The following is a 13249-nucleotide window of genomic DNA, read 5'->3' on the forward strand; positions in this document are numbered from 1 at the left end:
TTATTGATAAATAAAGCCGGAAACAAACCAGGCAATCAGCACCGTTGGCGCGCCCGTCAGGAAGCGGCTGACCAGCACGGACGGCACGCCCACGCGCACGGTGTCCTGGCGCGCTTCGGCCAGCGACAGCCCCACCGGGATAAAGTCGCACGCCGCCTGGGCGTTAATGGCAAACAGGGCGGGCAGGGCGAGGTGCGGGGGAATGTTCCCCAGACCAATCTGCACGCCAATCAGCACGCCGATGACCTGAGCAATCACCGCGCCCGGACCGAGGAACGGCGACAGCAGTGGGAAGGAGCAGATCAGCGCCAGCGTCACCAGCCCAAGCGGGTGGCTGGCAAGCGGGGCGAGCCCATGGGCAATCCAGTCGCCCAGGCCGGAGGCCATGATGATGCCGATCAGCGCCGAGACGAACGCCATAAACGGCAGAATGGTCTTCAGCACCGTGTCGATGGTGTCGCGCCCGGACTGGAACAGCACCGCCACGGCGGAACCCATGCCCATCCCGACTTTCGCCAGCAGGCCATCGCTCTGCTCGGTGATTTTCTTGCTGGTGTCGTACTCGCGCGGGGCCGCTTTTTGCGGCGCGGGAGTCCCATTCACCAGGGTGATGTTGTCTTCCTTAACGCCCGAGACATAAATGTCTTCAAGAATGTACTGCGCCAGCGGGCCGGATTTTCCGGTGGAGTGAATGTTCACCGTTGGAATGCGGCGCTTCGGATAGATGCCGCAGCGCAGCGTGCCGCCGCAGTCGATCACCGCCACGCCGATTTCCGCCTCCGGTGGTTCTCCTTCCTTGAAGCCGTCGACCGCTTCCCAGCCCGTCAACTCGCGCAGCCTGTCGACGATCGCCGGGCGGGTACCCGCGGTGATGTAAACAATCTTTTTGCCTTCGGTGGCGTCGAACTCCAGCGGGCCGCCCCAGCCGCCCGTGCCTTTCTCAATGCGGATCCGGTTCATGCTGTGGCTCCTGAAAGATGGACCTTCTGTTCAAGCTGGATGCCCATTTTTTTCTCGAAAATAGCGGTGGTGAGGTCGGTCACCCAGCCGCGGAAGAAGTTGGTGACCAGACCGACCAGCAGGTAGCTCACCGCCAGCGGGCCGAGCGGCAGGCCAAGCGTGGTAAGGCCGCTGGCGATCCCGAGATAAACGAACAGCTCGCCGGGGTTGATGTGCGGGAACAGGCCGTTCATCGAATGGCAGCTGTAGGAGGCGGCGGCGTAATAGCTCGGCTTGTACTTCTCTGGCATAAAGCGGCCGAGGCTTAAGGTCATCGGGTTGCAGAACACGAAGGTGCCGATAAAGGGCAGTATCAGGTAGCGGGACAGCGGGTTTCCGGCGCAGCGCTGGGCGAAGCGTTCAATACGCTGTTGCCCGATAAAGTTAATCAGCGCGTTCATGATAACCAGCAGGCTGATCAGCAGGGGCAGGATCCCGGTCACCATGCCGGTGAACACTTCTCCGCCTTTCTGAAACAGCCCGATGAACCACTCGGCGCCGTGGGTGATGGTTTCTATCATTCTTCTCTCCTGTAGGGCGTTTGTTTTTGTCTATCTGCGGCTAATAATAATCACTTTGAAAGGTTTTAAAGTGTTAGTCAGATCTCACAATGAAAGAAAAATGTATTATTTTGAAAGTTAATTGACGTGGTGAATGATTTTCGGGGGAAAAAAGCACGGATTTGCGTTGGGGAGGTGCGTACCGCTTCCTTGAGGTGTTGCGGATGCTTTACCATACTGGGTTCTTATCGAACCCGTTAAATGGATGTCTCATGTTCAAGCGTCGTTATGCAGCGCTGTTGCCTGCGCTTATTCTGCTGTCTGCCTGTAGTAGCAAACCTAAGACCGAAGCCGTTCAGCAAACGGCGGGCGCGCCTTCCGGAGGATTCCTGCTGGAGCCGCAGCACAATATGATGCAGATGGGCGGCGACTTCGCGAATAACCCGGCGGCCGAGCAGTTCATCGATAAAATGGTGAGCAAACACGGCTTTGACAGACAGCAGCTGCACGAAATTTTGTCTCAAGCCAAGCGTCTGGACTACGTGCTGCGCCTGATGGACAGACAGGCGCCGACGGCCCAGGTGCCGAGCGGGCCAAACGGGGCGTGGCTGCGCTATCGCAAACAGTTCATTACCCCGGACAACGTGCAAAACGGCGTGGCGTTCTGGAATCAGTATGAAGAGGCGCTCAACCGCGCGTGGCAGGTGTACGGCGTACCGCCTGAAATCATCGTCGGGATTATCGGTGTGGAAACCCGCTGGGGCCGCGTGATGGGCAAAACCCGCATCCTGGACGCGCTGGCGACGCTCTCCTTTAACTATCCGCGTCGCGCGGAGTATTTCTCTTCCGAGCTGGAAACCTTCCTGCTGATGGCGCGTAACGAACAGGACGATCCGCTCGATCTGAAAGGGTCGTTTGCCGGCGCGATGGGCTACGGCCAGTTCATGCCGTCGTCCTATAAACAGTATGCCGTCGACTTTAACGGAGATGGCCATATCAACCTGTGGGATCCGGTGGATGCCATCGGCAGCGTGGCGAACTACTTCAAAGCGCACGGCTGGGTGCCGGGCGGCCAGGTGGCGGTGCAGGCGAACGGTCAGGCGCCGGGGCTGGAAAATGGCTTCAAAACTAACTACAGCATTTCGCAGCTGACCGCGGCAGGCTTAACGCCAACGCAGCCGCTGGGCAATGCACAGCAGGCGAGCCTGCTGCGTCTGGATGTTGGAACAGGCTATCAGTACTGGTACGGACTGCCGAACTTCTACACCATCACCCGCTATAACCACAGCACCCACTATGCGATGGCCGTATGGCAGCTGGGGCTGGCGGTATCGCAGGCCCGCGTGCCGGCGGCGTCACCGTTTAGTCAGTAAGTTACCCCGACGGGTAGGCCGGGTAAGGCAACGCCGCCACCCGGCATGGCTGCGCACACGGTGCGGCCTGATGCCCTCTCCCACGGGAGAGGGCGTTTTGCAGAAACATTTCGCCACACTCCCTTTTCAAACCTGCCATTTACATCTTAACCACCTTTCATTATTGTTATGTTATAACATTTAAACTGGTATCGAGATGTCAACGTCCCTTTTTTCTCTGTCTGCTCCGGTTCGGCTTTTGCTGGCGCTGGTGCTTATTGTCGTTCTCGGGCTGGCCGTGCGCTGGGCGGTGGCGTTGCCATGATTGTGATGAATGAACTGGTCGCGGGTTATGAACGCCAGCCCGTGACGCGGCCCCTCTCGGGCACGATTGCGCGTGGAAGTATGACCGCGATTGTCGGCGCTAACGGCTGCGGGAAATCTACCTTACTGAAAACGCTCGCCGGGTTTATCCCGCCCGTAAGCGGCAGTTTTCGCTGGCAGGGAAAGCGTCCGGTAATCGGCTGGCTGGCACAGCGCCACGCGCTGGAGGCGCAGTTTCCGCTAACCGTTCGGGACGTGGTAAGCATGGGCTGCTGGCCGGGCATTTCGCTGTTTTCCGGGTTTCGCCGCGAAACGCGGCTGCGCATTGCCAGCGCGCTTGAGCGCGTCGGGCTGGAATCCATGGCGTTATCCACCATCGATGAGCTCTCCGGCGGCCAGTTCCAGCGCATGCTGTTCGCCCGCGTCCTGGTGCAGCAGGCGCCGCTGGTGATGCTGGATGAGCCCTTTACCGGGGTCGATGAGGCCACCTGCAACGTGCTGATGGATGTGATGCTGGAGATGTATATGCAGGGGCAAACGCTGCTCGCGGTACTGCACGACAGCGAGCGCGTGTCGCGCCACTTCCCGCAGACGTTACGGCTGGATGCTGACGTTCCTCAATGGAAAACCGAGCGGGTGAGGGTGGCATGATCTGGCATCTCTTTTTTCAGCCGTTTATCGAGTACGGCTTTATGCGTCGCGCGCTGGTGGTTTGCCTGGCGCTCTCGGTCAGCACCACCGCGCTTGGCGTGTTTCTTCAGCTGCGCCGGATGAGCCTGATGGGCGACGCCCTTTCTCACGCCATTTTACCGGGCGTCGCCGTGGGATACTTGCTCAGCGGCATGTCGCTGCTGGCGATGAGTATCGGCGGTTTTATCGCGGGCATTACCGTGGCGCTGCTGGCCGGTCTGGTCAGTCGCCGCACGCCGCTTAAGGAAGATGCCAGCTTTGCCGGGTTTTATCTTGGCTCACTGGCCCTGGGGGTTACGCTGGTGTCGCTTCGTGGGTCGAATGTCGATCTGCTGCATTTGCTGTTTGGCTCCATCCTCGCCGTGGACAACGACGCCGCGCTGTTTGTCACGGGCGTGTGCATGTTCACCCTTATTGTGCTGGCGATGTTCTATCGCGGCCTGGTTACCGAAGCGTTTGACACCGCCTGGCTACAGGTGAACGCCCGCTGGCTGCCCGGCCTGCTGCACGGACTGTTTCTGGCGCTGCTGGTCCTTAACCTGGTGGCCGGTTTTCAGGTGCTCGGCACGCTGATGGCCGTTGGTCTGATGATGCTGCCGGCTGTGGCAGCTCGCTGCTGGGTACGCACGCTACCGGCGTTACTCCTGATGGCGGGCATCAGCGGTATTTTCTGCGCATGGCTGGGGCTGAGCCTCTCCTGGGCGATGAGTCTTCCGGCCGGGCCATCCATCGTGCTCACTGCCAGCGCGCTGTTCTTTATTTCCATTTTATTGGGTACGCGAAGCAGGCTCGCTGGCAGTCTGCGGGCGTATTTTTAACGCAAGGGGAAACGATGAAACGTACAGGATTAGCAGTGGCGCTCGCGCTGGGGATGATGTCGCACGGCGTGATGGCGAAAACGCTGAATGTGGTCACCAGCTTTTCGATACTGGGGGATATCACTCAGGAGGTGGGCGGTGACCATGTGAAAGTGACGACGCTGGTGGGGCCGGACGGCGATCCGCATACCTTCGAGCCGTCGCCGAAAGACAGCGCGGCGCTGAGCAAGGCCGATGTGGTAGTGGTAAACGGCCTGGGGCTGGAGGGCTGGCTTGACCGTCTGGTGAAAGCCTCCGGGTTCAAAGGACAACTGGTCGTTGCCTCAACCGGGGTGAAAACCCACACGCTTGAGGAAGATGGAAAGACCGTGACCGATCCACACGCGTGGAACAGCGCGGCGAACGGGGCGTTATATGCACAAAATATTCTGAACGGGCTGGTGAAAGCCGATCCGCAGGACAAAGCCGCGCTGGAAGCCTCCGGTAAACCCTATATCACGCAGCTTAACCAGCTGGATAGCTGGGCCAAAACGCGCTTTAGCCAGATCCCGCAGGCGAAGCGTAACGTGTTGACCAGCCATGACGCGTTCGGCTATTTCAGCCGTGCCTACGGCGTGAGGTTTATGGCGCCGCAGGGACTGTCCTCCGAGAGCGAGGCCAGCGCGGCGCAGGTTGCTGAGATTATCAATCAGATCAAAGCCGACGGCGTAAAAACCTGGTTTATGGAAAATCAGCTCGATCCGCGTCTGGTGAAGCAAATTGCATCCGCGACGGGCGCGCAGCCGGGGGGCGAGCTTTACCCCGAAGCGCTGTCGGCCAAAGGCGGGGTAGCAGACACCTACGTTAAGGCGTTTCGCCACAATGTGAATACGCTCGCCAACAGCATGAAATAACTTTTCCACGGCCGGTGCGCCCGCACCGGCTTTTTTCTGAAGCTCCCTCGTAAAACCCGAAGCGCGTCCCCACATCTGACGAGAAAGTGCTATCTTGTGCAGCACGTTTTTCTGATGCCTGGAGCGAGAATGACTGACCATGAATTGATGCAGCTTAGCGAGATAGTTGGCCTTGCGCTTAAGCAACGTGGGGCTACCCTTACCACCGCTGAGTCCTGCACCGGCGGCTGGGTGGCGAAAGCGATTACCGACATTGCCGGCAGTTCCGCCTGGTTTGAACGCGGATTTGTGACCTACAGTAACGAAGCTAAAGCACAGATGATTGGCGTGCGCGAATCCACGCTGGAACAGCACGGCGCGGTCAGCGAACCGGTGGTCATCGAGATGGCGATTGGTGCGCTCAAAGCGGCGCGTGCTGATTTCGCCATTTCCATTAGCGGCATCGCGGGGCCGGATGGCGGCAGCGACGTGAAGCCTGTCGGTACCGTCTGGTTTGGTTTTGCCACCGCGAAAGGTGAAGGGATCACCCGCCGGGAGTGCTTTAGCGGCGATCGCGAAAGCGTGCGTCGTCAGGCAACCGTTTATGCGTTAAAAACGCTCTGGCAACAATTTCTACAAAACACTTGATACTGTATGACCATACAGTATAATTGCACCAACAGAACAGAAATCCACGGTGAAGCACAGTCGCTTCTCCCGGCATGACAGGAGTAATAATGGCTATCGACGAAAACAAACAGAAAGCGTTGGCGGCAGCACTGGGCCAGATCGAAAAGCAATTCGGTAAAGGCTCCATCATGCGCCTGGGTGAAGACCGTTCCATGGATGTGGAAACCATCTCCACCGGTTCGCTTTCTCTGGATATCGCGCTGGGCGCTGGCGGTCTGCCTATGGGCCGTATCGTAGAGATCTACGGGCCAGAGTCCTCCGGTAAAACCACCCTGACGCTGCAGGTCATTGCCGCAGCACAGCGCGAAGGTAAAACCTGTGCGTTTATCGATGCCGAGCACGCGCTGGACCCTGTGTATGCCCGTAAGCTGGGCGTCGATATCGACAACCTGCTGTGTTCTCAGCCGGACACCGGTGAGCAGGCGCTGGAAATTTGTGACGCGCTGGCGCGTTCTGGTGCTGTTGACGTTATCGTGGTCGACTCCGTGGCTGCACTGACGCCAAAAGCGGAAATCGAAGGTGAAATCGGCGACTCTCATATGGGCCTCGCGGCACGTATGATGAGCCAGGCGATGCGTAAGCTGGCGGGTAACCTGAAGCAGTCCAACACGCTGCTGATCTTCATTAACCAGATCCGTATGAAAATCGGCGTGATGTTCGGTAACCCGGAAACCACAACCGGGGGTAACGCCCTGAAATTCTACGCCTCTGTCCGTCTGGATATCCGCCGTATTGGCGCGGTGAAAGAGGGTGAGAACGTCGTCGGTAGTGAAACCCGCGTCAAGGTTGTGAAGAACAAAATCGCTGCGCCGTTCAAACAGGCTGAGTTCCAGATCCTCTATGGTGAAGGGATCAACTTCTACGGTGAACTGGTTGACCTGGGCGTGAAAGAGAAGCTGATTGAAAAAGCGGGCGCCTGGTACAGCTACAACGGTGACAAGATTGGTCAGGGTAAAGCGAATGCCATCTCCTGGCTGAAAGAGAACCCGGCTGCGGCGAAAGAGATCGAGAAGAAAGTGCGTGAGCTGCTGCTGAACAACCAGGACTCCACGCCAGATTTCGCGGTTGATAGCGCGGATGCTGAAGAAACTAACGAAGACTTTTAATTCTTTCGTTTAACAATGAAGGGCTGCTGATGCGGCCCTTTTTGCATTTCTGAATCAGCAGGTTTTTTTATGAGTGAACCGACAACACGTCGACCCGCGTATGCACGCCTACTGGATCGCGCGGTGCGCATCCTGGCCGTTCGTGACCACAGTGAACAGGAGCTGCGGCGAAAACTGTCGGCACCGGTGATGAGTAAAAATGGCCCGGAAGAGATTGATGCCACCGCGGAAGATTATGACCGCGTCATCGCATGGTGCTATGAGCATCGCTATCTTGATGACGAGCGTTTTGCCTCGCGATTTCTCGCCAGCCGTGGCCGCAAGGGGTACGGGCCCGCGCGCATCCGGCAGGAGCTAAACCAGAAAGGGGTGGCCCGGGAGTCCATCGAAAAAGCGATGCGCGAATGCGACATTGACTGGTGCGAGCTGGCAAAAGAGCAGGCTATTCGTAAGTACGGCGAACCGCTGCCGCGTGAATTTTCAGAAAAAGTCAAAATCCAGCGCTTTTTGCTCTACCGCGGCTTCCTGATGGAAGATATTCAGGATATCTGGCGTAATTTTGCCGATTGAACGCATGCGGGATTTTACTTCCCACCAAAGAAAACTTATCTTATTCCCACTTTTTCCAGTAGCTGGTCTGTCCAACGGTTTACCGATACAGGCTGGCTACGACATTTCGTTAGCTTGATTTCAGGATAATTATGAGCAAGAGCACCGCTGAGATCCGTCAGGCGTTTCTCGATTTTTTCCATAGTAAGGGACACCAGGTTGTTGCCAGCAGCTCCCTGGTACCGAACAACGATCCGACTCTGCTGTTTACCAACGCCGGGATGAACCAGTTCAAGGATGTGTTCCTTGGTCTCGACAAGCGTAATTATTCCCGCGCCACAACCTCACAGCGTTGCGTGCGTGCGGGCGGTAAACACAACGACCTGGAAAACGTCGGTTACACCGCGCGTCACCACACCTTCTTCGAAATGCTGGGTAACTTCAGCTTCGGCGACTACTTTAAACACGATGCTATTCAATATGCGTGGGAACTGCTGACCGGTGAAAACTGGTTCAACCTGCCGAAAGAGCGTCTGTGGGTTACCGTCTATGAAACCGATGACGAAGCCTACGAAATCTGGGAAAAAGAAGTCGGGATCCCGCGCGAGCGTATTATTCGCATCGGCGATAACAAAGGCGCGCCTTACGCGTCCGATAACTTCTGGCAGATGGGTGACACCGGTCCTTGCGGTCCGTGCACCGAGATCTTCTACGATCACGGCGACCACATCTGGGGCGGCCCTCCGGGCAGCCCGGAAGAAGACGGCGATCGCTACATTGAGATCTGGAACATCGTCTTCATGCAGTTTAACCGTCAGGCCGACGGTACGATGGAGCCGCTGCCGAAGCCGTCCGTTGATACCGGTATGGGTCTGGAGCGTATTGCCGCGGTACTGCAGCACGTTAACTCCAACTATGAGATTGACCTGTTCAGCACCCTGATCAAAGCCGTTGCGGAAGTGACAGGCGCGACCGATCTGAACAACAAATCGCTGCGCGTTATCGCGGACCACATTCGTTCCTGCGCGTTCCTGATTGCCGACGGCGTTATCCCGTCGAATGAAAACCGTGGCTACGTGCTGCGTCGTATCATTCGTCGAGCTATCCGTCACGGCAACATGCTGGGCGCGAAGGACACCTTCTTCTATAAACTCGTTGGGCCACTGATTGGCGTGATGGGGTCAGCCGGTGACGAGCTGAAACGCCAGCAGGCGCAGGTAGAGCAGGTTCTGAAAACCGAAGAAGAGCAGTTTGCCCGTACGCTGGAGCGCGGTCTGGCGCTGCTGGACGAAGAGCTGGCGAAGCTTAAGGGCGACACCCTGGATGGCGAAACCGCTTTCCGTCTGTACGACACCTACGGCTTCCCGGTTGACCTGACGGCGGACGTTTGCCGCGAGCGCAACATCAAAGTTGACGAAGCGGGCTTCGAAGCCGCGATGGAAGCGCAGCGCCGTCGTGCGCGTGAGTCCAGCGGCTTTGGTGCAGACTACAACGCGATGATCCGCGTTGACAGCGCGTCAGAATTCAAAGGTTATGAGGCGCTGGAACTGACCGGCAAAGTGACCGCTCTGTTTGTTGACGGTAAAGCCGTAGACAGCATCAGCGCGGGTCAGGATGCGGTTGTCATTCTGGACAAAACGCCGTTCTACGCCGAATCCGGCGGTCAGGTTGGCGATAAAGGCGAGCTGAAAGGCAATGGCTTTAGCTTCAGCGTGACCGACACCCAAAAATACGGTCAGGCGATTGGTCACCAGGGCAAACTGGTTTCCGGTTCTCTGAAAGTGGGCGAGGGCGTCCAGGCTAACGTTGATGAAGCTCGCCGCGCGCGCATTCGTCTGAACCACTCGGCAACCCACCTGATGCACGCTGCCCTGCGCGACGTACTCGGTACCCATGTTGCACAGAAAGGTTCTTTGGTTAACGACAAAGTGCTGCGCTTCGACTTCTCGCATTTTGAAGCGATGAAGCCGTCTGAAATCCGTGCGGTGGAAGATCTGGTGAACGCGCAGATCCGTCGTAACCTGCCAATCGAGACCCATATCATGGATCTCGAGGACGCGAAGAAAAAAGGTGCGATGGCGCTGTTTGGCGAGAAATACGACGAGCGCGTTCGCGTGCTGAGCATGGGCGACTTCTCTACCGAGCTGTGCGGCGGTACGCACGCCTCGCGCACCGGTGATATCGGCCTGTTCCGCATTGTTTCCGAGTCGGGAACGGCGGCAGGTGTGCGTCGTATTGAAGCGGTGACCGGTGAAGGTGCGATTGCCAGCCTGCATGCACAGAGCGATCAGCTGCACGACATCGCGCAGCTGCTGAAAGGCGATAGCCAGAACCTGGGCGAGAAAGTGCGCGTTGCGCTGGATCGCACGCGTCAGCTGGAAAAAGAGCTGCAGCAGCTGAAAGAGCAGGCTGCGGCGCAGGAGAGTGCAAACCTCTCCAGCAAGGCTGTAGACATTAAGGGCGTCAAACTGCTGGTCAGCGATCTGGCGGGCGTTGAGCCTAAGATGCTGCGTACTATGGTCGACGATCTCAAGAACCAGCTTGGTTCGACCGTTATCGTGCTGGCGACAGTGGCAGAAGGTAAGGTTTCTCTGATTGCGGGCGTCTCTAAGGATGTGACTGACCGCGTAAAAGCAGGGGAACTGATTGGTATGGTCGCTCAGCAGGTGGGCGGCAAGGGTGGCGGTCGTCCGGACATGGCGCAAGCCGGTGGTACGGATGCGGCGGCACTTCCTGCGGCATTAGCCAGCGTTGAAAGCTGGGTAAGCGCGAAACTGTAATAACTACAAAGCACAAGCAGACGCCATAGCGGTAACGTTATGGCGTCTTGTTCACTGTGCTATCGATAACGATAAAGTCAGGTTGAGTTTGTGTATATCGGCTAAACTTACGTTTAACAGAATGTGATGCCGTGACTGCTTACACTTTACGTGTTTGTCATCGCTTACTTTTTGGCGTTATATGATGGATAATGCCGGGATACAAGAGACCCGACTCTTTTAATCTTTCAAGGAGCAAAGAATGCTGATTCTGACTCGTCGAGTTGGTGAGACCCTCATGATTGGGGATGAGGTCACCGTGACAGTTTTAGGGGTAAAGGGTAACCAGGTACGTATTGGTGTTAACGCTCCTAAAGAAGTATCTGTCCACCGTGAAGAGATCTACCAGCGTATCCAGGCTGAAAAATCCCAGCAGTCCAGTTACTGATATTGTCGCGTCTCGCTGTCGGGCGAGACGCAACCCTCCCGCTATTTTTCCTGCTCAAAGTTACCGTTTAATTTCAATCGCTCTCTTTTTAACCACTCCGCTACCCTTATCTCGTCCCAACACTGTCCTTTCTGCATCAGTTTTCTGTGAAGATGTCTGCAAAATCCGCTTATAAAACACCCTCTTTGCGGCTTTTACATGCGAATTGCGTGTGATTTGTGCAAACGATAAAAGCTTTTGGAAAATTGTTTGACTTATAAGTCCCAGAAAGTAATATATGCGCCACGCAGCGACGAGAAGCTCTTAACGAGTTGCTCGAAGCACTCGAAAGAGGCGTTGTGTGGTGAGGTGGCCGAGAGGCTGAAGGCGCTCCCCTGCTAAGGGAGTATGCGGTCAAAAGCTGCATCCGGGGTTCGAATCCCCGCCTCACCGCCATTTTGCATCCGTAGCTCAGCTGGATAGAGTACTCGGCTACGAACCGAGCGGTCGGAGGTTCGAATCCTCCCGGATGCACCATCTATTACTTCATATTGCTTTAGAAGTGATATGAATATCGAGCAGTACAGTAGTAAATCCCGATGCATCCGTAGCTCAGCTGGATAGAGTACTCGGCTACGAACCGAGCGGTCGGAGGTTCGAATCCTCCCGGATGCACCATTTACTATTTCTGAAAGCAGTACCCTGATGCATCCGTAGCTCAGCTGGATAGAGTACTCGGCTACGAACCGAGCGGTCGGAGGTTCGAATCCTCCCGGATGCACCATTACTGTTTCTAAAAGCATTTCCCGATGCATCCGTAGCTCAGCTGGATAGAGTACTCGGCTACGAACCGAGCGGTCGGAGGTTCGAATCCTCCCGGATGCACCATATTCTCCTGGATAACAGCGATGCTGTTGTTTTAAGGTCAGCGAGTTAATCGCAAGCACCAGGGAGGATAACGTTGCTTTAGCAACGGCCCGCAGGGCGAGGCGTAAGCCGAGTAATCCTCCCGGATGCACCATCTTCTCCTTCTTTGTTTATTCCTTCGACGTTCCGTCAGCAATCACACTCTCTGTCAGCGACAAAAACCACCATTTACGATAAAGTAATGCTTTGTTAATCGGTTAGCGAGAGCACGATGTACGCACAGTATGACGGTTTGATTTTCGATATGGATGGTACCCTTCTGGATACCGAACCCACGCATCGTCAAGCCTGGACCGACGTCCTGGGCCGCTACGGTATGCGTTTCGACCTTCAGGCGATGATCGCCCTCAACGGCTCCCCAACCTGGCGTATTGCACAGGCCGTGATTGAATTGAATCAGGCCGATCTCGACCCGCACCTGCTCGCACGCGAAAAAACCGATGCGGTAAAAGCCATGCTTTTAGATACCGTACGTCCTTTGCCGCTAATTGATGTGGTAAAAGAGTGGCACGGGCGTCGCCCGATGTCGGTGGGGACGGGCAGCGAAAGCGCGATTGCAGAGGCATTACTCAATCATCTTGGCCTGCGCCACTATTTCTCTGCCGTGGTTGCCGCCGATCATGTTAAACATCACAAGCCCGCACCGGACACCTTCCTGCTCTGCGCAGAATTAATGGGCGTCCCGGCGGCAAAATGCGTCGTGTTTGAAGATGCCGATTTCGGCATCCAGGCCGCGCGTGATGCTGGAATGGATGCGGTGGATGTGCGCTTACTGTGAGTGACGCGCTGTCACTTGCCTCATTATTCGCCAGCAGTTTTCTCAGCGCCACGCTGTTACCGGGCAATTCGGAAGTGGTGCTGGTGGTGATGCTGTTGTCCGGCGTGAGTCAGCCCTGGCTGCTTGTAGTAATAGCAACAATGGGTAATAGCCTTGGGGGGCTGACTAACGTTATTCTTGGGCGTTTCTTTCCGCTGCGTGAAAAATCGCGCTGGCAGGAAAAGGCAGTCGGCTGGCTAAAACGCTATGGCGCTGCCACGCTGTTATTAAGCTGGATGCCTGTAATAGGCGATTTACTGTGTCTGCTGGCGGGATGGATGCGCATCTCCTGGGGACCGGTGCTCTTTTTTTTGTGCCTTGGCAAGGCGTTGCGTTATGTCCTCGTGGCATGGGCAACGCTGCAGGGTATGACGTGGTGGCACTAATTGGTGGAATGAATACGCGACCTTCAATCGTCA

At 56.5% G+C, this 13249-nt stretch carries 13 protein-coding genes and 5 tRNA genes; 16 read left to right on the forward strand and 2 right to left on the reverse strand.

The features are described from left to right. Positions 1 to 960, reverse strand: a complete 960-nt coding sequence (locus BFG58_RS19050) for a PTS glucitol/sorbitol transporter subunit IIB (protein WP_063144185.1) — start codon at positions 958 to 960, stop codon at positions 1 to 3. Beyond that, positions 957 to 1520: a PTS glucitol/sorbitol transporter subunit IIC gene (gene srlA / locus BFG58_RS19055; protein WP_003862164.1), complete on the reverse strand. Its 564-nt coding sequence runs from the start codon at positions 1518 to 1520 to the stop codon at positions 957 to 959. Before srlA ends, BFG58_RS19050 begins: the two co-directional genes overlap by 4 nt. A gap of 251 nt (positions 1521 to 1771) precedes the next feature. Between srlA and mltB the strand changes: the two genes are divergently transcribed. The 16 genes from mltB to BFG58_RS19135 all read left to right on the forward strand — a co-directional run bounded on the left by mltB (position 1772) and on the right by BFG58_RS19135 (position 13216). Beyond that, positions 1772 to 2872, forward strand: coding sequence for a lytic murein transglycosylase B (gene mltB / locus BFG58_RS19060; RefSeq protein WP_045908517.1), 1101 nt, complete (start codon positions 1772 to 1774; stop codon positions 2870 to 2872). A gap of 300 nt (positions 2873 to 3172) precedes the next feature. Beyond that, on the forward strand, positions 3173 to 3826 hold the full coding sequence (locus tag BFG58_RS19065) for a metal ABC transporter ATP-binding protein (protein WP_045908518.1): 654 nt from the start codon (positions 3173 to 3175) through the stop codon (positions 3824 to 3826). Next, positions 3823 to 4683 carry a metal ABC transporter permease gene (locus BFG58_RS19070; RefSeq protein ID WP_024907701.1) on the forward strand — a complete coding sequence of 287 codons (861 nt, stop codon included), beginning with the start codon at positions 3823 to 3825 and terminating at the stop codon, positions 4681 to 4683. The genes BFG58_RS19065 and BFG58_RS19070 overlap by 4 nt, the downstream gene beginning before the upstream one ends. A 14-nt stretch (positions 4684 to 4697) precedes the next feature. Further along, entirely contained in the window at positions 4698 to 5576 is an 879-nt protein-coding gene (locus BFG58_RS19075; RefSeq protein ID WP_048029245.1) for a metal ABC transporter substrate-binding protein, read from the forward strand. A 129-nt stretch (positions 5577 to 5705) separates the two neighbouring features. Next, positions 5706 to 6203 (forward strand): nicotinamide-nucleotide amidase, encoded by a 498-nt coding sequence (gene pncC / locus BFG58_RS19080; protein WP_045908520.1) that lies wholly within the window; start codon positions 5706 to 5708, stop codon positions 6201 to 6203. Positions 6204 to 6292: 89 nt separating this feature from the next. Continuing rightward, positions 6293 to 7351 carry a recombinase RecA gene (gene recA / locus BFG58_RS19085; RefSeq protein ID WP_048224541.1) on the forward strand — a complete coding sequence of 353 codons (1059 nt, stop codon included), beginning with the start codon at positions 6293 to 6295 and terminating at the stop codon, positions 7349 to 7351. A 69-nt stretch (positions 7352 to 7420) separates the two neighbouring features. Next, the gene (gene recX / locus BFG58_RS19090) at positions 7421 to 7921 is read left to right on the forward strand and encodes a recombination regulator RecX (protein ID WP_032640869.1); all 501 of its coding nucleotides are present in this window, start codon (positions 7421 to 7423) and stop codon (positions 7919 to 7921) included. A gap of 131 nt (positions 7922 to 8052) precedes the next feature. Further along, a complete protein-coding gene (gene alaS / locus BFG58_RS19095; protein ID WP_069720351.1) occupies positions 8053 to 10680 on the forward strand; it encodes an alanine--tRNA ligase in 2628 nt (875 codons plus the stop codon). Between the two features lie 241 nt (positions 10681 to 10921). Beyond that, positions 10922 to 11107, forward strand: coding sequence for a carbon storage regulator CsrA (csrA, locus tag BFG58_RS19100; RefSeq protein WP_000906486.1), 186 nt, complete (start codon positions 10922 to 10924; stop codon positions 11105 to 11107). A 342-nt stretch (positions 11108 to 11449) separates the two neighbouring features. After that, positions 11450 to 11542, forward strand: a tRNA-Ser gene (locus BFG58_RS19105). A 4-nt stretch (positions 11543 to 11546) separates the two neighbouring features. Next, a tRNA-Arg gene (locus BFG58_RS19110) sits at positions 11547 to 11623 on the forward strand. A 64-nt stretch (positions 11624 to 11687) separates the two neighbouring features. Beyond that, positions 11688 to 11764, forward strand: a tRNA-Arg gene (locus BFG58_RS19115). A gap of 29 nt (positions 11765 to 11793) precedes the next feature. Continuing rightward, positions 11794 to 11870, forward strand: a tRNA-Arg gene (locus BFG58_RS19120). 27 nt (positions 11871 to 11897) lie between these two features. Further along, positions 11898 to 11974, forward strand: a tRNA-Arg gene (locus BFG58_RS19125). Positions 11975 to 12224: 250 nt separating this feature from the next. After that, the gene (gene yqaB, locus BFG58_RS19130) at positions 12225 to 12791 is read left to right on the forward strand and encodes a fructose-1-phosphate/6-phosphogluconate phosphatase (RefSeq protein ID WP_032648006.1); all 567 of its coding nucleotides are present in this window, start codon (positions 12225 to 12227) and stop codon (positions 12789 to 12791) included. Beyond that, positions 12788 to 13216: a YqaA family protein gene (locus tag BFG58_RS19135; protein ID WP_069720352.1), complete on the forward strand. Its 429-nt coding sequence runs from the start codon at positions 12788 to 12790 to the stop codon at positions 13214 to 13216. Before yqaB ends, BFG58_RS19135 begins: the two co-directional genes overlap by 4 nt. Positions 13217 to 13249 lie beyond the last annotated feature (33 nt).

Origin of the sequence: Enterobacter sp. ku-bf2 (genome assembly GCF_001742765.1) — a bacterium.
GTDB lineage: Bacteria > Pseudomonadota > Gammaproteobacteria > Enterobacterales > Enterobacteriaceae > Enterobacter > Enterobacter quasiroggenkampii.

What these genes read in the sequence shown, in the direction of transcription:
- BFG58_RS19050 (WP_063144185.1), bottom strand. Translation starts at nt 960, where the DNA reads ATGAACCGGATCCGCATTGAGAAAGGCACGGGCGGCTGGGGCGGCCCG.
- srlA (WP_003862164.1), bottom strand. Translation starts at nt 1,520, where the DNA reads ATGATAGAAACCATCACCCACGGCGCCGAGTGGTTCATCGGGCTGTTT.
- mltB (WP_045908517.1), top strand. Translation starts at nt 1,772, where the DNA reads ATGTTCAAGCGTCGTTATGCAGCGCTGTTGCCTGCGCTTATTCTGCTG.
- BFG58_RS19065 (WP_045908518.1), top strand. Translation starts at nt 3,173, where the DNA reads ATGATTGTGATGAATGAACTGGTCGCGGGTTATGAACGCCAGCCCGTG.
- BFG58_RS19070 (WP_024907701.1), top strand. Translation starts at nt 3,823, where the DNA reads ATGATCTGGCATCTCTTTTTTCAGCCGTTTATCGAGTACGGCTTTATG.
- BFG58_RS19075 (WP_048029245.1), top strand. Translation starts at nt 4,698, where the DNA reads ATGAAACGTACAGGATTAGCAGTGGCGCTCGCGCTGGGGATGATGTCG.
- pncC (WP_045908520.1), top strand. Translation starts at nt 5,706, where the DNA reads ATGACTGACCATGAATTGATGCAGCTTAGCGAGATAGTTGGCCTTGCG.
- recA (WP_048224541.1), top strand. Translation starts at nt 6,293, where the DNA reads ATGGCTATCGACGAAAACAAACAGAAAGCGTTGGCGGCAGCACTGGGC.
- recX (WP_032640869.1), top strand. Translation starts at nt 7,421, where the DNA reads ATGAGTGAACCGACAACACGTCGACCCGCGTATGCACGCCTACTGGAT.
- alaS (WP_069720351.1), top strand. Translation starts at nt 8,053, where the DNA reads ATGAGCAAGAGCACCGCTGAGATCCGTCAGGCGTTTCTCGATTTTTTC.
- csrA (WP_000906486.1), top strand. Translation starts at nt 10,922, where the DNA reads ATGCTGATTCTGACTCGTCGAGTTGGTGAGACCCTCATGATTGGGGAT.
- yqaB (WP_032648006.1), top strand. Translation starts at nt 12,225, where the DNA reads ATGTACGCACAGTATGACGGTTTGATTTTCGATATGGATGGTACCCTT.